Raw genomic sequence first — 19,393 nt, 5'->3', positions numbered from 1 at the left:
CCAATAAAGAATACGATGACAAAACCCTTGCCCGACACCATGGCCGCCGTGCTGCTGACTGGCCATGGCGGGCTCGAGAAGCTCGTCTACCGCACCGATGCCCGAGTGCCGAAACCTGCCGCCGGTGAAGTGCTGGTCAAGGTGACGGCATGCGGCATGAACAACACCGACGTGTGGGTGCGCCAAGGCGCCTACGGCACGGAAGAAGATGCGGCAGCCGTTTCGACCTGGCGCCGCCAGGGCAACACACTGACCTTTCCGCGCATTCAGGGCACCGACACGGTCGGCGCGATCGTTGCCGTGGGCGAAGGCGTGTCACCCAGACGGCTCGGCGAACGGGTGATGGTGGATTTCTCCATCTACAACCGCGACGACGATTCATTGGCCGACATCGACTACATGGGCCATGGCCGCGATGGCGGTTACGCCGAATACCAGGTGCTGCCGGCTGAAAACGCGCATGTGGTGGACACCGAACTCACCGACATCGAACTGGCGACCTTCTGCTGCGCCTACCTGACCGGCGAGCAGATGCTGGAACGGGCCGGGCTGAAAGCAGGCGAACGCGTGCTGGTCACCGGCGCTTCGGGCGGTGTCGGCTCGGGCATCGTGCAACTGGCCCGCGCGCGCGGCGCCATCCCCTATGCCGTGGTCGGCAAGGGCAAGGAGCAGGCGCTGCTCGATATCGGCGCGGAAAAGGTCATCACGCGCGGCGTCGTCGATCTACCCAAGGCAGTAGCCGAGGCAACCGATGGCCAGCCGATCGACGTGGTCGCCGACCTCGTCGGCGGACCTGCCTTCAACGACCTGCTGCGCATCCTGCGCCCCGAAGGCCGCTATACCACGGCCGGCGCTATCGCTGGGCCGGTGGTGCAGCTCGATCTCAGGACCATGTATCTGAAGCAGCTTCAGCTGCATGGTTCCTCGCAAGGCACGCGCGCCGATTTCCGCCGCATCGTGCGTTACATCGAGGAAAAGAAGATCAAGCCGCTGGTCGGCGGTGTCTACCGGCTCTCGGATTTCCACAAGGCCCAGACCGACTTCATGGCCAAGGACTTCGTCGGCAAGCTCGTGGTTGTGCCTGATGCGATGTGGACTGAGTAAACCGGGACATCGGCAACGGCATCACCTGGTCCAGGTGATGCCGACCAGGGGATAATCGGGCCGGCGCCCTCAGCCCTTGACGGCACCGGCGGTCAACCCGGCGACGATCTTGCGCTGGAAGAACAGCACCAGGACGATCAAAGGCAAGGTGACCGTGACCGACGCGGCCATGATCGGACCGAACGGATATTCATAACGCGAGTTGCCGGCCAGCAGGCCGATCGCCACAGGCACCGTGCGGCTTCCTTCGGTCAGGGTGAAGGTCAGCGCGAACAGGAACTCATTCCAGGCCAGGATGAAAGCCAGCAGGCCTGTGCTGACGAGCGCCGGTCCCATCAACGGCAGAAGAATGCTGGTGAGGATGCGCCAATGCGAACATCCGTCCATGATCGCCGCCTCTTCCAGCTCGCGCGGGAACTCGCGGATGAAGCTGGTCAGCACCCAGGTGGTGAATGGCAGCGTGAAGATGAGGTAGGCGAAGACCAGCGACCAGACGCGGTTGTAGAGGCCGAACCAGCGGATCAGTTCGAACATGCCAGACAGCACCACCACCTGCGGGAAGATCGAGATCATCAGCACGGTCAAAAGCAGCGAACGCCGCTCCGGGAAATTGAGGCGGCCGAGCGCATAGGCAGCAAGCGTGCCCAGGCCTAGTGACAGTGCGGTGGTCGAGATGGCGACGCAGAGCGAATTGAAGATCGAGGTGGCGAAATTGGCGTCGCGGAACAGTTCCTTGTAGTGCCTGAAATCCAGCGCCGGCAGCAGCACCGAATTGTAGAGCTCCGCACCCTGCTTGGTCGAGGAAACGATCGCCCAATAGTAGGGGAAAAGCACATAGAACAGGACGAGTGCCGTCACGCAGCCAAGCGCGACCCGGCGCACGCGGCGCATGGCCCTGTAGTAAGCGCCCGAGCGCCGTTTCACACGCGTGCTCATCGCTCCGTCGCTCCCGATCGATCAAGCCGCAGCGCGCCGACGATGAAGATCGCCACAAAGGCAATCAGCAGGAAGACCATGGTCGAGGCAGCCGAGCCGATGCCGAGCTCCTGGTTGTTGATCAGGCGATCACGCGCATAGATCGACATCGTCATGGCGTTCACGTTGGCGCCGGCCAGCACGTAGGCAAGGTCGAACATACGCAACGCATCGAGCACGCGAAACAGCACCGCGACGCCGATGGTCGGCGCGAGCAGCGGCAAGGTGATCGACCACAAACGTTTCCACCACGGAATGCCATCGACCTCGGCGGCCTCGAAGATCTCCTCGGGCAGGATCTGCAGGCCGGCGAGGATCAGCAGCACCATAAACGGCGTGGTCATCCAGACGTCGATGAAGATGACGACGCCAAGCAGCAGGGAACCATTCGCGACCCAGGCGACGCCGTGATCGGCAAGCCCCAGCCCGACGATCGCGCGATTGACCACGCCGAACTGGTCGTTGAGCATCCATTCCCAGATCTTGGTGGAAACGACCACCGGCATCGCCCATGGCACCAGGATAGCCGCGCGCACCAATCCGCGTCCGGGGATGGCTCCATGCACCAGAAGCGCGATCGCCAGTCCGAGAACGGTCTCGATGGCGACGGAGATCGCAGTGAAGATTGCCGTGTTGCGAACCGCCCGCCACCAGACAGGGTCGCCAGCGACCTCGACGAAATTATCGAAGCCGACCAGAACGTGGTTGGCGCTGTCGTCGAGGTAGGCATCGGTGAGGGAAAAATAGAGAGTGCGCGCCAGCGGCCAGCCCGCCACCAGGATGAGGACGACGATCAGCGGCGCGACGAACAGCAGCCCCGAAAGATGCTCACGCCGTTCGAGCCTCGTCTTCACGCCCGGCCTCCATTGGCTGCGGCGGAGCGCTCATGGCTCAGCGAATGATCGAGCCGGCGGCCATCCTTGTCGAAGAGGAAGAGATCCTCGAAGCGCCAGTCCAGGCCGATCGATGTGCCGGTCGCGACCTTGCCCAGCGCATTCGACAGCCTCACCGACCAGGCGACATCGGGCGCAATGCGCACATAGGCGAGATGTTCGTGACCGAGGTCTTCCAGCCGCTCCAGCGTGCCGGTGACCTTGCCCTGCCCCTGCGTGGCGATCGACACAGCTTCGGGCCGGATGCCGATTTCCGCGGGCATCCCAGGCCCGGACAGCGTGACATCGAGCGACAGGTTTCCCGGTCCCTGCACGCTGCAATCGGTACCGGAGGCGCTTGCCGAGACGGCCATGAAGTTCATGCGCGGGCTGCCGATGAAACCGGCGACGAAACGGTTCTGCGGCGCATGATAAAGCTGTTGCGGCGTGCCGATCTGCTCGATGCGCCCCTTGTTCAGGACGACGATGCGATCGGCCAGCGTCATCGCCTCGACCTGGTCGTGGGTGACATAGATCATCGTCGCCGCCAGATTGGCATGCAACTTGGCGATCTCCATGCGCATCTCCATGCGCAGGTCGGAATCGAGGTTGGACAGCGGTTCGTCGAACAGGAACACTTCCGGCTGGCGCACCAGGGCGCGACCGATCGCGACCCGCTGGCGCTGCCCACCGGAGAGTTCGCGCGGGCGCCGCGCCAACAGATGGTCGATCTTCAGCGTTGCCGCGACTTCGGCCACCTTGGCGTCGATCTCCTGCCGCGACAGCCCGAGCGTCTCCAGCGCGAAGCCGATGTTGCGTGCGATCGTCATGTGCGGATAGAGCGCGTAGCTCTGGAAGACGAAGGCTATGCCGCGTTTCGAAGCCGGAATATCCGTCACCACCTCACCGTCGATGACGACGTCGCCTGCGCCAACCGGCACCAGCCCGGCAATCAGGCGCAGCAAGGTCGACTTGCCACAACCCGACGGACCGACGAAGACGACCAGTTCACCGTCGGCGATCTCAAGATTGACGTCGGTGATGACCGGAACGTGACCAAACGACTTGGACACTGACCGCAGGGCAACTGATGCCATGGCATCCTCTGGCTAGAGCATGATCCAGAACCGAAGGTCAGCGCAGTAAAAAGTTGCAGACTTTTTCGGACAAGATCATGCGTCAAAAAAGAGCTGGAAAGGCAAGCGGATAGTTCCGGCGCCAGACGACGCCGGAACCAGTCATGGGAGTTAACGGCTTTCCTTCAGCTTCTCCAGCCGGCCGGCAAGATCGGTCAGCGTCTTGTCGGCATCGGCGCCGTCAGCCAGGATCTCGTGGACGGCACGATAGAAGGCCTGTGAGACGCGGTTGTAGCTCGACCCGGTATAGCCTGACGGACGCGCCACCGAACCATCGAAGGCCGCCTGCGCGTCGGCGAGGAACGGCAGTTTCGCCAGAACATCCTTGTCGCTGTAGAGCGATTTCTGCGTCGGGTTGTAAGCGCCTTCGATGGCCCGCATCTTCTGCACCTCGGGTCCGACGAGGTAGCGCAGGAGCTCGGTCGCAAGTTCGGGTTTGGCCGTATATTTCGAGATGCCGAGATACATCGGACCAAGGCAACCGCTCGACTTCTGGCCATCGGCGCCGACGGGCAGAGCCATCATGCCGACCTTGCCGGCAACCTTGGAGCCGTCGGCCTGCGAGGTTCCCCAGACATAGGGCCAATTGCGGTGGAAGACCGCATTGCCGGCCTCGAACACCGCGCGCGAGGTTTCCTCGTCATAGCCGAGTACACCTTCCGGGCTGATCGTCTTGACCCAGCCCTTGGCGCGCGTCAGCGCCTTGGCGGCCGCCGGATTGTTGATCGAAACCTTGCCATCCGGCTCGATGATGGTGCCACCACCGCCGGAAGCGATCCATTCGATGGCGTCGCAGGTCAGGCCTTCATAGCTCTTGCCCTGCCAGGTGAAACCCCAGAGATCCGGACTGCCGGCGGCGCGCTCCTTGTCCTGGATGAACTTGGCCGTTTCGGTCAGCTCATCCCAGGTCTTCGGCGGCTGTTTGCCGTATTTCTCGAGCAGGTCCTTGCGATAGTACATCAGCCCGGTATCCATGTACCAGGGAAGCGCCACCAGCCGACCGTCCTGTGTCGTGGCGGCATCGATGGTCGACTGGAAATGCTGCGCCACTTCCTCGGCCGGAACCAGCGGCTTGAGGTCCAGCATGTTGCGCTGGAGCATGCCGATCCAGATCACGTCGATGAACAGCACGTCGGCATCGGTGGACTGGGCCGCCAGAAGCTGCTGGTAGATCGGGATGGCATCATCCAGAAGCGCCGGCATCTTGGTGATCTTGACGTCGTTGCCGGTCTTTTCCTTGAAGCCGGCAGCCGCCTTGGCGCAAAGCTCATATTCGCTGGCACCGCAGAACATGGAGACGCTGTCCGCCCAGGCGGGCATCGCCGTTGCGGAAAAAAGCATGGCCGCGCCGAGCGCGATGGATCTCATCATCATTGTCTTTGTTCCCTCTGTTGCTTCGGATGATGTCGGTGAAATGGCTATCGCGCGTGTTTCTCCTTCCCGTCTTGAGAGACATGCGCGAGCAGATCGGCTTCGCGCGGCAAGGCGCGACCGCCATAGTCGGTGGTGGACAGCGAACCGCAGACAACGGCGTAGCGGAGCGCCTCCTCGAACGGCGCGCCACGCAGCACGCCATAGATCAGGCCGGCATTGAAAGAATCGCCGGCCCCGGTGGTGTCGACGACCTCGACCTTCGGAGCGGGAACCGCATAGCGGCGCCCGTCATGGATTGCGATGGCGCCGTTCGCACCACACTTGATCACCACGGTGCGAACGTAGCGCGCCAGAATTTCAAGTGCGGCCTCGGCATCCGCTGTTCCCGTAAACTGGACTGCTTCCGTCTCGTTGGGCACGAACATGTCCAGCGCCTGCAGGACATCGACAACGCCTTCGGCTTCGATGCCGAAATCGAGGTGCTGGCATTCGCCGCAGACGAGCACGCCGGCCCGGCGCGCGCCGTTGATGAGGGCAAGCCGTTCGGGGCTCCTGGCAAAACCTTGCAGCATCAGCACAAGCGGCTGCACTGCTTCAACGTCCTCAACCGTCGGATCGCGATCATGCTCATCGACATAGCTGATGAAGCCGCGGTCATGCTGAAAGGAGAAAGCGGCACTGACCCGGCGCAAGGGACCGTCATGCCTTTGGAACAGTCCTTCATCGATGCCTTCGCGCCGTACCTCGTCCAGCACCATGCGGCTGAAGATGTCGGTGCCGAAACCGCACCACCAGCCGGCCTTCAACCCGAGCCGCGTCAGTGCCAGCGCCGTCGTGTAACTGGCGCCCGGCAGGTCGTCGAAGCTCTTCGCCCAGATGTCCGTTCCCAGGCTTGGCAGTGTGGGCAGATCGGTGAAGATCAGGTCGTAGTAGTATTCCCCCACAACCATGACGTCATAACGATTGGCCGGCGCGGGTCCGTTCATCAGCGCCACTCGCCGACATAGGCTGCATGCGCCTTGAGATATTCATCCACCAGAGGCTCGGCACGCGAATAGGACAGCACGAGCGGATGCGCCACCAGCGCCTCCACCGCGACATCGCGGCGCCGTTCACGGATGGCCGCAACCGCCAGCCGTTCGTAATGCTTGACGTTCTGGACAAGCTGGGACTGCGCTTCAGGCATCGCACCGATCCTGGTCGGGCGCACGCCGTCCTTGTCGATGACGCAGCTGACCTCCACCACGTCGTCCGCGCGCAGGCCGTCGATGGCATCGCCGTTTCGGATGTTGAGCCCGCTGTAGCAAGGCACGCCGGTCTGCAAGGCGTCGACGAGATTGAGCGCGACGCCTGCATAACCTTCACCTTCGTGACCGGTCGACTCCTCCGGCAGGCCGGAGGTCTGATCGGCTTCCTCCATGCTCGGTGCATCGCCGCGAGCATAATGCATGTAGGTTGCGTTGCGCCGCTGCTCATAGGCGAAATAGGCCGACAGCGCCTCGTCGGCGTTCCGCGTGACGCCGATCTCCTTCAGCCGGGCCATCAGGGAGCGGTTGAGATCGCGCACTTCCTCGCCGCGCGTCCGCTTGTCGTTCTGCACGGCGGCAACCGCCTTTTCCGCATAATAGTAGTAGTAGAGATATTCGTTGATCCACAGGCGATGCCGGCGCACGACCGATGGCGCGAACATGCGCTGCGAGGTCGAGGCCAGGAAGGCGTCGTCGTCGAGCAGATCCTGCAGGACTTCCTTGCCGTTCACATAGGCCGCCCGCGTGAACGACAGATGGTTCAGGCCAAAGACCTCGGTACGGACATCGTTCTGCGGCACCTGGAAGCGGGATGCGACTGCTTCCTGCGCGCCGTTGGCGCCGTCGCAGATGCCGATGACGCGATCGAAACCGGCATCCTGCAGCGCCTGCGTGACGAGGCCAGCCGGATTGGTGAAGTTGAACAGCCAGGCATTGGGACTGACCCTGCGCAATTGCTTGGCATAATCGAGGATGACGGGAATGCTGCGCAGCGCCATGGCGAAGCCACCGGGGCCGGTCGTCTCCTGTCCGAGCACGCCGTGGGCGAGCGCGATCCGTTCGTCCTTGATCCGGCCTTCCTCGTCGCCGGGACGGACGGTGGTGACGACATAGGACGCACCGTCGAGTGCCCGCTCGGCGTCCGAAGCCGTCGATATGCGCACCCGTGACTGCATGCGCACGGCGAGTTCCGAACTCAGCGCGCCGAAGGTTTCCAGCTTGTCGGAATTGATGTCGTGCAGACAGATTTCCGTCAGCCCGCTTTTCTGGGCACGCCGCAAAGCCGACCCCACGAACAATGGCGCGCGAACGCCTCCGCCACCGATCAAAGTCAGCTTCATCTGTTCCTCATGCAATGCCGTGACAAGGTCATTAGAACTGGATATAACCAGTGATGTCAACGAACATTTGTTGCTTGGATGCAGTTCCGCGTGTCAGAAGATTTTCCGATGCCATCGACCGGTTTTCGCGGTACAGGCATCCGCCCAACCGGAGATCATCGTTGAAGGACGCTCGTCCCACCCAGCCGCTCGACCGCAACGATCCGGCGCCGCTTTACATGCAGGTTCGGCGGCACATCCTGAACCTGATCGAGAACGGACGGCAGCCGCTCAATTCCAAACTGTCCTCGGAACGCGAGCTGGTCGAACTGCTCGGCGTGAGCCGGATCACCGTGCGCCAGGCGCTGAAGGACCTCGAGCATGACGGCTATGTCGCCAGCCATCCCGGCAAGGGCTTCTACGTCACCGGCGGCAAGGCCAAGCCTTTCGAACTCGATCTCCTGAAGAGCTTCACATCGACGGCGATCACCACGAACCGCAAGCCAGGCAGTCGCCTGATCGAAGGCTGGGTCGGCAAGGCCAACCGTGAAATCACCCGGCCGCTGTTCCTGCCCGACGGCGCCGATGTCGTTTATCTCAGACGCCTGCGTTTCCTGGACGATGTACCGGTGACGGTGCAGGAAGACTGGCTGTCGCCAGCCCTCGCCCCCGGCCTGCTCGACCTCGACTGGTCGAGCGGCAACCGCTCGCTCTATGGCGAGCTGCGCGAACGTTATTCGGTCGTGCCGGTGCGCGGGGAGACGATCGTCAGCGCGCGGCTTTTGACCAGTGAAGAGGTAGTACTGCTGCAGGTCGACGCGCCCGCGGCCGCCCTGGTCATCGACCAGATCGCCTATGACAACGACAACCGGCCGGTTAATCTCTCGGTTTCGGTGACACTACATCCACAAGTGCTGTCGCAGGCTTGAGGCGATCTTGCCCCAACATCACCTGCGACGATGATCCGGGAACGCGGCCGCTTCCGGTGCATTGGCCCAGCTCTGCAGGGTCTGGCCACCATCGATCAGCCAGTCCACTCCGGTGATGTGGCGCGCTTCGTCGGCGGCGAGGAACGCGACAGCGGCGGCAACGTCTTCCGGCTGCCCGATGCGGCGCAGCGGAATGCGGTCGGCGAAACGCTGGATGCCTGAAAGATAACCGGCCCTATCGGCTGCGGGCACGCCCAGCGTCGTCTCGATGACCCCGGGGCAGATCGCATTGACCCGGATGCCATAGGGCGCGGCGTCGAGGGCTGCGACGCGCGTCAGGCCGACCACGCCATGCTTGGTTGACGCATAGCCGGCGCCTCCGGAAAGAACGTCCCAACCGGCCATGGAAGACCCCATGTTGACAATCGCTCCCTCGGTGCCCGCCGAGATCATCGAGCGGAGCGAAGCCTGAAGCACGATGAACATGCTGCGCAGGTTGATGCGCACGATGGCATCCCAATCCTCGATCGGCAGTTCGTGGACGGGAGCGACCTTGCCAGAGATACCGGCATTGTTGAACACGACGTCGAGACGGCCAAAAGCCTCTACGGTTTTCGCAACCGCTTCACCGGCTGCAGTCTCGTCCGAAACGTCGGCGGCGATCGCGATCGCCTTGTCTCCGATGGTGGCCGCTATAGCCTTGGCCCGCTGTTCGTCGATGTCGACGATCGCCACGCGGGCGCCTTCCTTTGCGAAACGCAGCGCCGTTGCGCTGCCGATCGCTCCGCCACCTCCGGTAACCAACGCGACCTTGCCTTCGAAACGCTGCATCGTGGACTCCTCAATTCTCGTAGTCGCGCCAGGAATAGCGTGGCGCGAACCCCAGTGTGGCGCGGGCATGCCCATTGTCGATGACGGAGGTGAAGCCCGGCAGAGCCGGCGAAACCGGCGTGGTGGGGAATGCCCTGGCGACAAGTGTTTCGGTCGGCTCTTCCGAATAGGTGTCGGCGGCACTCAGGAACGTGCGCAGGTGCCCGTCTCCCTTCCAGCCCAAAGCCTGCACGAAGGCATCGGCGGCGTCACGCGCGTCAAGATAGCTCCACAGATCCCTCGCAGACTCCTGGAGGCTACGGCGCGGCACGACGGTTTCGAAGAAAGCCTGCGGCGTCTGGATCCACGGCATGCGCAGGCTGACCGCTGAAAACGCACCACGCCGCACAGCCGCCTCGACAATCTCCTCGCCCAGCCATTTCGACAGGCCGTAGGCATCCTGCGCCCCGATCGGATGGTTTTCGTCGATCGGAAGATAGGCCGGAGCCGGAAGGATATCGGCGAACGGATATCCCAGGACACTGAAGGAGGAAGCGTAGATGAAGCGCTTCACCCCGTTCAGTGCCGCCGCCTCAGTGACGTTATAGGCCAAGGCCATGTTGGTTGCGAAAACTTCGGAAGGCGCCTTTCCCGTCGGACGCGGAATGGCGGCGATATGCGCGACGGCATCGCATTCCCGGATCAGTTGCAGCGCGATGCCGAGATCGGTCAGGTCGGCGCCGACATGGACCCAGCCATGATCGGTCTTCGGCGCGATGGCATCGATGCCAAGAACCTCATGGCCGGCCGCAACGAAGGCAGCCGCCACGTGATGGCCAAGGAGCCCGCTGGATCCGGTAACGGTGATCTTCATGCGATGGCCCTCCTCAACGCGTCATAGAACTGCACAAATATCATTGATGGTCAAACAATCGGAGACCTCAATCCGAACGCGTTGTCAATGCCCTTTGCGCAACTCCCGGAAAGCTTCAAAATCCGATAAACGTCGGGTCGCACTGCGCTGATCCGGGCTTGCACCAGAATTAAAGACGCAAGGATTGACTTGGAAAGCGTAGCGGTTTTTTGTATGACCACCAACAATCGGCAGCGCCGGGGAGGATTGGGCATGGCATTGGATAGTTTCTCGTCGCATCGGCAAGAAGGTGGAGTGACGCTCGATCCGGACCGGGCCGCAGTCGTTGTTGTCGACATGGTCAATGACTTCTGCAAACCGGGCGGGGCCATGGTGCTGCCCGGCAGCGAAACCCTGTTTGCACCGCAGTTGCGCCTCATTGAAACGGCCCGCGCGATCGGCGCGCCGGTGATCTGGGTGCATGACGCACATCGCCCCGGCCTGCGCCGGGACCGCGAATTCCTCAAGCGTTCGCCGCATTGTATCGAAGGCACCTGGGGGGTCGACATCGTCGATGAACTCGGCGCCCGGCCAAATGAGATCCACCTCATAAAGCGCCGTTTCTCGGCCTTCTTCCAGACGGATCTCGACCTGACGCTCAAGGACATGCTGGTCGACCAACTGATCGTCTTCGGCGTCGTCACCAATATCTGCGTGCGCTCTACCGTTCATGATGCGTTTTTCAACGGCTATCAGGTCGTCGTGCCGGCCGACTGCTGTGCTGCGACCGGGCCGCGCGAGCAGGAAAGCACGCTTTACGACATTTCGACTCACTTCGGAGTCGTCAGCGATTCCGAAGCTGTCGTTCGGGCGCTCACCGAAGGCGCTTTTGTGGAAAACGCGACCATCGCGGCCTGACACCGGCAACTGCCGGCGTCGGGCGTCCAGCAAGAAGGTAAGGCAGTTCGTGACGATCCTCGACAACAACGCCGAAAAATCCAGTCCATCCAAAGGCGACAAGATCAGTCGGGAAGAAGCGGTGATCCGCTACGCCGAGACCGGCTATGATCTGGACGCGCATCCCGCTCATGTGGTGCGCCGGGCGCACCAGCGTGCAACACTCTGCTTCCAGCAGATCATGGCGGGCGAAGACCTGTCGCCGACGCAGTTCGCTGCCCTGGCCACCATTCTCAAGCACGGCGAAGTCTCGCAGAACCAGCTCGGCCGCATGACGGCAATAGATCCGTCAACGATAAGCCTCGTGGTTCGCAAGTTGCTCAAGCAGGGGCTGATCAGGCGCAGTCCTTCCAAGACGGATCAGCGCCTGGCGATCATCACGCTCACCGATGAAGGGATCCGCTATACACTCGAACGGTTGGAGCGAAGCGTCGAAGTCGGGAGGCGCCTGCTCTCGCCCCTTTCGGCTCCCGAACAGATCACGCTTCTGAGGCTGCTGCTGCGCATCAGCGAGGACGAAAGCCTCGAAGGCAAATGATCCTCTGACCTGACGCCGACCACTCAATTCCGCAGCAATGAGCCGCCGGCTCCGACGGCGGATGCCGTTGCTCGCGCCCGCAACAAGAAACAAGCAGACAGGAGGCCCTTTCATGGCGCATGACCCGCAAAGCAACGCCACTCAAAGCGGCAGAACACTCATCCGCAACATCGGCCTCATGCTCAGCGGGGATATCGGGCAACCGGTGCTGAGCGCAAACGCAATTCTTGTCGAAGACGGATTGATAGCCGGCATCGGGACGGCCGAGGAACTTGGTGCCGGCGGCAACGCGACCGTCATCGACGCGAATGGTTGCGTCGTCACGCCCGGCCTGATCGACAATCACGTCCATCCGGCGGCGGGCGATTGGACCCCGCGCCAGAACCAGATCGGATGGATCGATTCGACCCTGCATGGTGGCGTCACCACGATCATATCCGCCGGCGAGGCCCATTATCCCGGCCGGCCGAAGGACATTGTGGGCGTGAAGGCACTGGGCATCGCCTCGCAGCGCGCCTTTGCGAATTTCAGGCCAGGCGGCATGAAGATCATCGCCGGCGCGCCCGTGCTCGAGCCAGGCATGACGGAAGCCGATTTCAGGGAACTGGCCGACGCCGGCGTGACGTTGATCGGAGAGGTCGGGCTCGGCGGCGTGAAGGATGGCCCCACCGGCCGCCAGATGATCGCCTGGGCACGCAAGTACGGCATGACCTCGATGACTCACACCGGCGGCCCCTCCATCCCCGGTTCCGGCCGTATTGGCGCCGACGTCGTCATTGAAGTGGATGCCGACGTGATCGCTCACGTCAACGGGGGGCCGACCGCATTGCCGGACGACGAGATCCGCCGCATTTGCGAAGAGAGCCCACGTGCCTTGGAAATCGTGCACAACGGCAATTTGCGCACCGGCCTGTTCGTCCTCGACCTCGCCAGGAAACGCGATGAACTTGGTCGTGTCGTCCTCGGCACCGACGGACCGGCCGGTTCGGGGGTACAACCGCTCGGCATCCTGCGCACCATCTGCCATCTTGCTTCGCTGGGCGATGTGCCGACCGAAACGGTATTCTGCTTCGCGACCGGCAACACCGCGCGGATGCGCAATCTTCGGGACCGTGGCCTGATCGAGACCGGTCGAGCCGCCGACCTCGTCTTCATGGATCAGGCCGCGGGCGGCATCGGTGAGGGTTTCCTGGAAAGCCTGGCGCTCGGCAATCTGCCCGGCATCGGCATGATCATGATCGATGGCGTCGTGCGCACGGCGCGCAGCCGCAATACCCCACCCGCGATCCGGGTACCGGAAATGATCGCGTAAGGCGCGATAAGAAAAAGGCGGCCTGGCGGCCGCCTTTTTAGTTTGTCAGTTCACGCCGTCTTCGCCGACGATCTTGTCTTTGCTCAGTCCGCCGACGCGCGGCAAAGGTCGGCCGGAATCGGTAACGGCAATGGCCACCACGATTTCATCGTCTCGTGGCGCATCCGGCACGCGTACTTCCATGCCGTCGAAATGGCTGCGCACCTTGGCCGCGTCCTTGTGGCCCAGCGGGATGTCGAGCGGCATGCCCATGCCGCCGCGCTTCTTGGATGACGGAATGAGGGCGGCGCCCCTGCCAAGCACCTGTCGAAAGGGCGCACCGAGCTTCGGATGCAGGATCGCCGCCGCATGTTCCAGCTCGCCCTCTGCCCCAACGGCTGCGGCCTTGCCAAAACTTTCGATCTCATCGCCGGCAATGCCCAACGCGGCCACTGCCCGGCGCGGCAAAATGTCTCCCAGCGCTTCACCAACGGCGATCAATTCGGAGAGATCGTCGACATACCGGCCGGCGTAAGGATTGTGGATGACCGCGATGGCGGCAGCACGCCTTGTCGGAGGATCGACCGGTCTGGCGCCCTCGGCGCGGACCTCCTCCACGACCGTGATGATCCGGCGGATTCGTGCGCTCATCGCAGGCCGTCCTCGCCCTTGATATCTTGTGCCTGCAGGCCGCCGGCACGCGCGTGTACGCGGGCTCCGGTGGTCATGGCCAGCACCAGAACCATCTCATTGTTTCGCGGAGCGTCGCTGATGCCAGCCTCGATGGCGTCGAAGTGGCTGCGCACATAAGAAGCGTTGATGTGGGTGATCGGGATGTCGATGCGAGCACCGGGCCCACCAACCTTTTTGCTGGAGGGAACAATCGCCTTCGCGCCGCCAAGCAATTCGCGCATCGCGTAGCCGCCGGGGTTGTGCCAGAGCGCACCATGCTCGAGTTCGCCGCCACCGCCAACGACGGCACCCTTGCCATAGCCTTCCACTGCCGAGGCATCGCCACCGAGTGCGTCGACAAGCTTCCGCGCCATCTCCAGCCCCAAGGGTTTCAGATCCTCCATGAAAGGCTGGATGTCCTCGACATAGCGGCCCGCATAAGGATTCGCGATGACCGCAAGCACAACGCCCCGCTTTACCGGATCGCGACGCGCCGGCCCTCCCTCGTGAAATATCTCCTCGACCTGCACGACCATTTTCCTGACGACCACATCTGGCATCGCTGTCCCGATCTCCCGGCTGAAACTTGTTAGAGTATCAACAATTATTGTTCCGCGATCTTTGTCAACCCACGTGACAGAAAGCACCCCTTCTCCGAAGCATGGCAACGATTTCGAGCGCATTCTCGCTGATTGACAGTTCGTCTGACCGCCCATAAAGTCATATGACCACCAACAAGTTTTGGATATCGAAAACCGAACCCGAAGCTTTGAAGGCGGGAGCTTTAATGGGGAGTGAGATGAAAAGCGTATTCCAAAAGTGCCTGATCGCCGGTGTGGCCCTGGCGACCTCGCTTGGCTCGGCCGCCGCCGCCAACGGCAAGGTGTCCGTCGCGGCGATCTCCGGATATTTCGCGCAAGGCTTCGGCGTCTCGATCGTCAACGGTCTCAACAAGGCCAAGGACGAGTTCGGTGTCGACCTCAAACTCGTCGACACCGGCAACCGCGCGCTCGACTATGAGGAGCAGTTCGCCAATCTGGCAAAAGGCGGCCAGTACGATCTGATCTTCGTGATGGGCTGGGAACTGGTCGACGCGCTTCAGAAGGCCAGTGCCGCCTATCCGGACCAGCGCTTTGTCTTCATCGACGGCGTGCTCGACAGCGACAAAATGATCTATGCCAACTTCGCCGAGGAACAGGGTTCCTTCGTCGCAGGGGCGCTTGCAGGCATGATCGAGAACAAGGGCAGCGCCTTCGACAAGATCGGCGATGGCAAGTCCATCGGCTTTGTCGGCGGCCGCGACATCCCGGTCATCCGCAACTTCCTCGGCGGCTATGAGCAGGGCTCGAAATATGCCGCGCCCGACGTGAAGGTGAACTCCGTCTTCGCCGGCACATTCGACGACCCGGCCAAGGGCAGCGAACTGGCGCAGGCGCTCTACGGGCAAGGCACCGACATCGTCTACAACGTCGCCGGCCCGACCGGCGAAGGCGTGATGCAGGCAAGTGCTGCCGTCGACAAATATTCCATCGGCGTTGACGTCGACATGTGCGCCTCGGCGCCGGGCAATGTCCTTGCCTCCATGCTCAAGCGCGGCGATATCGCTGTCTACAGCCTGATCAAGGATGAGGTCGAAGGCCGCAAGGTCACGGCAGGCACCCGTACGTTCGATCTCGCTTCCGGTGGCGTCGAGGTGAAGATCTGCGACGATATCGCACCGTCGATCCCAGCCGACGTGACCGCCAAGCTCGATGAGATCAAGAAGGGCATCGCCGACGGCTCGATCAAGGTCGAGCGTCACAAGTGACGCACTCGGTTTCCGGAGCCGTCCTCGGCGGCTTCCGGAGCGATCTTTTCCCGAAAATCAGGTAGAAATCGATCGGCCCCGCCTCGGGGCTGATCGGCGCAACTTGCGAGGCTCTCGTGTCGGACACGTCGCCAGCCAGAACACAAGAAACGACATCATCGGCCGAAAACGCCGTTGAATTGATCGACATCACCAAGCGCTTCGGTGCTTTCGTTGCCAATGAAAGCGTCGATCTGCGCGTCAAGCGCGGCGAGATCCACGCCATCATCGGCGAAAACGGTGCCGGCAAGACGACGCTGATGAACATCCTGTTCGGGCTGTTGCAGCCCGATGAAGGCAGGATCGTGCTCAACGGCAAGGAGACCGTTGTCACCGATCCCGCCACCGCGATCGATGCCGGCCTCGGCATGGTCCATCAACATTTCAAGCTGGTGCCCTCGCTGTCGGTCGCCGACAACGTCTTCCTCGGCATGGAGATCCGCCGCAACGGCCTGATCGACCACGCAGCCCAGGTTGAGAAGACACGCGAGCTGTCCGAACGCTTCGGGCTCAAGGTCGAACCGCAGGAGCGGGTGTCGCTGCTGTCGGTCGGCATCGAACAGCGCATAGAAATCCTGAAGGTCCTGGCGCGCGGCGCACGCACGATCATCCTCGACGAACCTACGGCCGTCCTGACCCCACAGGAGAGCCGCGAGCTGTTTCAGACGCTGCGCGGTTTCGTCGCCGACGGCATGACCGTCATCTTCATCTCCCACCATCTCGAGGAGGTGATGGAGGTCTCCGATACGGTCACGGTCCTGCGTCACGGCAAGCACGTCGCCACGCGCCCGACAGCCGAACTCACCAAGGACGATCTGGTGCGGATGATGGTCGGGCGCGACGTTTCCTTCGACCGGCGCCAACGCACCAAGACCTCCGGCGAGGTCGTGCTCGACGTCAACAACCTGTGGGCGCGCGACGAACGCCGTCTGCCGGCGCTGCGTGACGCAAGCTTCACCGTGCGAGCCGGCGAGATCGTCGGCATCGCCGGCGTTGCCGGCAATGGTCAGACGGAGCTCGCAGAAGTGCTCGCCGGCTTACGGCCGGCAAGTCATGGATCAGCCATGCTGAAAGGGCGCGATCTCACGGCATTGACGCCGGCTGCCATTCGCCAGGCCGGGCTCGCTCACGTTCCGGGCGATCGCATGGTGCGCGGGGTCGACGGCAGCGCTTCGATCTCGTCGAACCTTCTGATGGGCCGTCAGTTCAAAGCTCCATGGAGCCGCAACGGTGTCCTCGACTGGAAGGGGGTTGCGAAACAGGCCGTCGAGATGATCAAGCGCTTCGATATCCGGGCGCGTGGTCCCGAGGATACGGTCAAGCGGCTGTCGGGCGGCAATATCCAGAAAGTGGTGCTCGCCCGCGAATTCACCAATGACGCGGACTTCCTTCTCATCGATCAACCGACGCGCGGAGTCGACATCGGTGCGCAGGAATCCATCCATGACGAGATCATGCGCCAGCGTGCCGCCGGCCGCGCCGTGCTCGTCATTTCGGTGCAACTCGACGAGCTGCTCACCCTGGCCGATCGCATCCTGGTGATGTTCAACGGCCGGATCATGGGCGAGGTCGAGGGCGATAGCGCCGACAGCGAAAGGATCGGCATGATGATGGCAGGCTTGAACGCCAACTCTGCAGCAAGCGAGGTGGCGGCATGAGTGACAGGTTGCGTGCATTCTATGGGCAGATCATCGCCCTGGCGATCGCCCTTGCCCTGGGTGCCCTGATCATCGTGCTGATCGACGAAAGCCCCATCAATGTCTTCATGACACTGGTCAGGGGCGCGTTCGGCGACCAGTCCAAGATCGCAGGTACGCTGCTGCAGACGACGCCGATCCTTATCTGCGGCATCGCTGCCTGCATCGGCCTGCGCGGCGGCATGTTCAATGTCGGCATCGAGGGTCAGCTCTTCCTCGGCGGCTTCGCCGCCGCCTGGGTCGGCTTTGCCTTGCCGCTGCCGGCCGGCCTGCATGTCGTGGTCGGCATGGTGGCTGCCGTGCTTGCCGGTGCCGCCTGGGTAGCCATCCCGGCCTATTTCCGCGCCCGTTACAACACCAACGAGGTCGTTTCGACGATCCTGTCGAACTATGTCGCGGTGCTGCTCACCTCCTACTTCACGATCTTCCTGTTCAAACGGCCGGGAGGCTGGTCCGAGACACCGCCAATCCTGCCGACGGCATACCTGCCGGAGCTGTTTTCCTTCTCCCGCCTCAACTGGGGGCTGGTCATCGGTCTGGCGCTGGCGCTCTTCGTCGCCTGGTTCTTCCGTCAGACGGCCAAGGGCTATTCCATCTCGATGGTCGGCTCGGCGCCGAAATTCGCCGAATATGGCGGTATCGACGTCAAGCGCCAGGGCTTCCTCGTGCTGCTCGCTTCAGGTGCCGTGGGCGGACTTGCGGGCGGTGTCGAGACACTCGGTGTCCACCACCGTTTCATGGAGGGTTTCGCGCCCGGCTTCGGCTTCGATGGGTTGATCGCCGCCCTGCTCGCCAACGGTTCTCCGATCGTCACCATCTTCACGGCACTGTTTTTCGGCGCGCTGCGCAACGGCTCGCTGTTGCTCGAGACCGACACCAGCGCATCGCGCGAGATCATCACCGTGATCCAGGCGTTGATCATCCTCAGCGTTTCGGCCCAGGTCCTGATGAAGCGCCGCGGCGACAGCACCGCAGGAGAGCGTCGATGGAAGTTCTAGACAAGCTCCTCAACGTCGCCCTGCTGGTTGCAACGCTGCGCACCACCGCGCCGATCCTGCTCGTCGCATTGGGTGGCTCCTTCACCACCAAGGCCGGCATCTTCAACATCGGCCTCGAAGGCCAGATGCTGGTCGGCGCCTTCTTCGCGGTACTCGGGTCGATCTGGTCCGGGTCGGCACTGATCGGCGTTGCCTGCGGCGTCGCTGCCGCACTCGTCTTCGCCCTCGCCTTCGCTGTGCTGGTGGTCTCTTTCCGCGCCAACGAGGTGGTGGTCGGTCTGGCGCTCAACATCCTCGCCGGCGGCATGACGATTTCGCTGATGAAGGCGATCTTCGGCACCCGCGGCTCGATCGTCGGCCAGAAGATCGTCGGACTGCCGAAGGTTCAAATACCGGGTGCCCGCGATCTGCTTGGTTCCTGGGCGCCGCTCGTCTCGGGCTACACGCCCATGGTCTATGTCGCCTTCATCGCCGTCCCGCTTCTGGTGCTGTTCTACAAGCGCACCAGGCTCGGCCTCTATATCCGCGTCGTCGGCGAAAAGCCGGAGGCTGCCGAGGCTCTCGGCATCTCGATCACCCGCGTTCGCTATACGGCCTCGCTGTTGTGCGGCCTGCTCGCCGGCCTTGCCGGCGCGCATCTGTCGCTCGGCTACATCACCATGTTCACCGAGAATATGTCGTCCGGCCGTGGCTTCATGGCCGTCGCCATCCTGATCTTCTCGGCCGGCGATCCACTCAAGGTGCTGGCGGGTTGCCTGCTGTTCGGTTTCGCGGACGCGTTTTCATTGCGTCTGCAGACCTTCGGCTTCCCGTCCTACCTCATCCTGGCGGTGCCGTATCTGGTCGCATTGGTGGCGTTGTTCGCCCTGTCCTACCGCAGCCGGCCCAGGATCATCCGTGAAACCCTGGAGAGCATGAAGAAAATGCTCTCCGTCGAGACCAAGCCGGCTGAAACCGGCAACAACCACCCACGCTGAAGGATCGCATCAAGACA

Annotated in this window: 19 protein-coding genes; 9 read left to right on the top strand and 10 right to left on the bottom strand. The window is 62.6% G+C overall.

Annotated features, from left to right (window positions below):
• The first annotated feature begins 15 nt into the window (after positions 1-15).
• A complete protein-coding gene (locus tag ACFWXH_RS28665) occupies positions 16-1,104 on the top strand; it encodes an alcohol dehydrogenase family protein (protein WP_379124838.1) in 1,089 nt (362 codons plus the stop codon).
• Positions 1,105-1,173: 69 nt separating this feature from the next.
• On the opposite strand, the gene ACFWXH_RS28660 is transcribed toward ACFWXH_RS28665, so the two are convergent.
• The 6 genes from ACFWXH_RS28660 to ACFWXH_RS28635 form a co-directional block, all read right to left on the bottom strand.
• Entirely contained in the window at positions 1,174-2,040 is an 867-nt protein-coding gene (locus tag ACFWXH_RS28660; RefSeq protein WP_379124837.1) for a carbohydrate ABC transporter permease, read from the bottom strand.
• Complete coding sequence (locus ACFWXH_RS28655; protein ID WP_054313471.1) at positions 2,037-2,933, bottom strand: carbohydrate ABC transporter permease; 897 nt, start codon at positions 2,931-2,933, stop codon at positions 2,037-2,039. The genes ACFWXH_RS28660 and ACFWXH_RS28655 overlap by 4 nt, the downstream gene beginning before the upstream one ends.
• On the bottom strand, positions 2,930-4,048 hold the full coding sequence (locus ACFWXH_RS28650; RefSeq protein ID WP_379124836.1) for an ABC transporter ATP-binding protein: 1,119 nt from the start codon (positions 4,046-4,048) through the stop codon (positions 2,930-2,932). Before ACFWXH_RS28650 ends, ACFWXH_RS28655 begins: the two co-directional genes overlap by 4 nt.
• Before the next feature lie 150 nt (positions 4,049-4,198).
• On the bottom strand, positions 4,199-5,458 hold the full coding sequence (locus ACFWXH_RS28645; RefSeq protein ID WP_379124948.1) for an ABC transporter substrate-binding protein: 1,260 nt from the start codon (positions 5,456-5,458) through the stop codon (positions 4,199-4,201).
• A gap of 47 nt (positions 5,459-5,505) precedes the next feature.
• Positions 5,506-6,447, bottom strand: coding sequence for a carbohydrate kinase family protein (locus ACFWXH_RS28640; protein ID WP_379124835.1), 942 nt, complete (start codon positions 6,445-6,447; stop codon positions 5,506-5,508).
• The gene (locus tag ACFWXH_RS28635; protein ID WP_379124834.1) at positions 6,447-7,829 is read right to left on the bottom strand and encodes a 6-phospho-beta-glucosidase; all 1,383 of its coding nucleotides are present in this window, start codon (positions 7,827-7,829) and stop codon (positions 6,447-6,449) included. Before ACFWXH_RS28635 ends, ACFWXH_RS28640 begins: the two co-directional genes overlap by 1 nt.
• 161 nt (positions 7,830-7,990) lie before the next feature.
• On the opposite strand from ACFWXH_RS28635, the gene ACFWXH_RS28630 reads away from it, so the two are divergent.
• Positions 7,991-8,737, top strand: coding sequence for a GntR family transcriptional regulator (locus ACFWXH_RS28630; protein WP_379124833.1), 747 nt, complete (start codon positions 7,991-7,993; stop codon positions 8,735-8,737).
• Between the two features lie 18 nt (positions 8,738-8,755).
• Here ACFWXH_RS28630 and ACFWXH_RS28625 read toward each other — a convergent pair whose 3' ends face one another.
• The gene (locus tag ACFWXH_RS28625; RefSeq protein WP_379124832.1) at positions 8,756-9,568 is read right to left on the bottom strand and encodes an SDR family NAD(P)-dependent oxidoreductase; all 813 of its coding nucleotides are present in this window, start codon (positions 9,566-9,568) and stop codon (positions 8,756-8,758) included.
• 10 nt (positions 9,569-9,578) lie between these two features.
• Complete coding sequence (locus ACFWXH_RS28620; RefSeq protein ID WP_379124831.1) at positions 9,579-10,421, bottom strand: NAD-dependent epimerase/dehydratase family protein; 843 nt, start codon at positions 10,419-10,421, stop codon at positions 9,579-9,581.
• 252 nt (positions 10,422-10,673) lie between these two features.
• Here ACFWXH_RS28620 and ACFWXH_RS28615 point away from each other — a divergent pair, with 252 nt between their 5' ends.
• The 3 genes from ACFWXH_RS28615 to ACFWXH_RS28605 all read left to right on the top strand — a co-directional run bounded on the left by ACFWXH_RS28615 (position 10,674) and on the right by ACFWXH_RS28605 (position 13,207).
• The gene (locus ACFWXH_RS28615) at positions 10,674-11,318 is read left to right on the top strand and encodes a cysteine hydrolase family protein (protein ID WP_379124947.1); all 645 of its coding nucleotides are present in this window, start codon (positions 10,674-10,676) and stop codon (positions 11,316-11,318) included.
• 49 nt (positions 11,319-11,367) lie between these two features.
• The gene (locus ACFWXH_RS28610; protein ID WP_379124830.1) at positions 11,368-11,895 is read left to right on the top strand and encodes a MarR family winged helix-turn-helix transcriptional regulator; all 528 of its coding nucleotides are present in this window, start codon (positions 11,368-11,370) and stop codon (positions 11,893-11,895) included.
• Between the two features lie 112 nt (positions 11,896-12,007).
• Complete coding sequence (locus ACFWXH_RS28605) at positions 12,008-13,207, top strand: amidohydrolase family protein (protein WP_379124829.1); 1,200 nt, start codon at positions 12,008-12,010, stop codon at positions 13,205-13,207.
• A 45-nt stretch (positions 13,208-13,252) separates the two neighbouring features.
• On the opposite strand, the gene ACFWXH_RS28600 is transcribed toward ACFWXH_RS28605, so the two are convergent.
• Positions 13,253-13,837, bottom strand: coding sequence for an amino acid synthesis family protein (locus ACFWXH_RS28600; protein WP_379124828.1), 585 nt, complete (start codon positions 13,835-13,837; stop codon positions 13,253-13,255).
• Positions 13,834-14,418: an amino acid synthesis family protein gene (locus ACFWXH_RS28595; protein WP_054313461.1), complete on the bottom strand. Its 585-nt coding sequence runs from the start codon at positions 14,416-14,418 to the stop codon at positions 13,834-13,836. Before ACFWXH_RS28595 ends, ACFWXH_RS28600 begins: the two co-directional genes overlap by 4 nt.
• 239 nt (positions 14,419-14,657) lie before the next feature.
• Between ACFWXH_RS28595 and ACFWXH_RS28590 the strand changes: the two genes are divergently transcribed.
• The 4 genes from ACFWXH_RS28590 (at position 14,658) to ACFWXH_RS28575 (ending at position 19,376) form a co-directional block, all read left to right on the top strand.
• The gene (locus tag ACFWXH_RS28590; RefSeq protein WP_379124827.1) at positions 14,658-15,665 is read left to right on the top strand and encodes a BMP family protein; all 1,008 of its coding nucleotides are present in this window, start codon (positions 14,658-14,660) and stop codon (positions 15,663-15,665) included.
• Between the two features lie 116 nt (positions 15,666-15,781).
• A complete protein-coding gene (locus ACFWXH_RS28585) occupies positions 15,782-17,362 on the top strand; it encodes an ABC transporter ATP-binding protein (protein WP_379124826.1) in 1,581 nt (526 codons plus the stop codon).
• On the top strand, positions 17,359-18,399 hold the full coding sequence (locus tag ACFWXH_RS28580; protein ID WP_054313458.1) for an ABC transporter permease: 1,041 nt from the start codon (positions 17,359-17,361) through the stop codon (positions 18,397-18,399). The genes ACFWXH_RS28585 and ACFWXH_RS28580 overlap by 4 nt, the downstream gene beginning before the upstream one ends.
• The gene (locus ACFWXH_RS28575) at positions 18,387-19,376 is read left to right on the top strand and encodes an ABC transporter permease (protein ID WP_379124825.1); all 990 of its coding nucleotides are present in this window, start codon (positions 18,387-18,389) and stop codon (positions 19,374-19,376) included. The genes ACFWXH_RS28580 and ACFWXH_RS28575 overlap by 13 nt, the downstream gene beginning before the upstream one ends.
• The last annotated feature ends 17 nt before the right edge of the window (positions 19,377-19,393 follow it).

This window comes from Mesorhizobium sp. NPDC059054 (assembly GCF_042739215.1).
Classification (GTDB): domain Bacteria; phylum Pseudomonadota; class Alphaproteobacteria; order Rhizobiales; family Rhizobiaceae; genus Mesorhizobium.
This window is presented reverse-complemented; position numbering and strand designations above follow the sequence as displayed.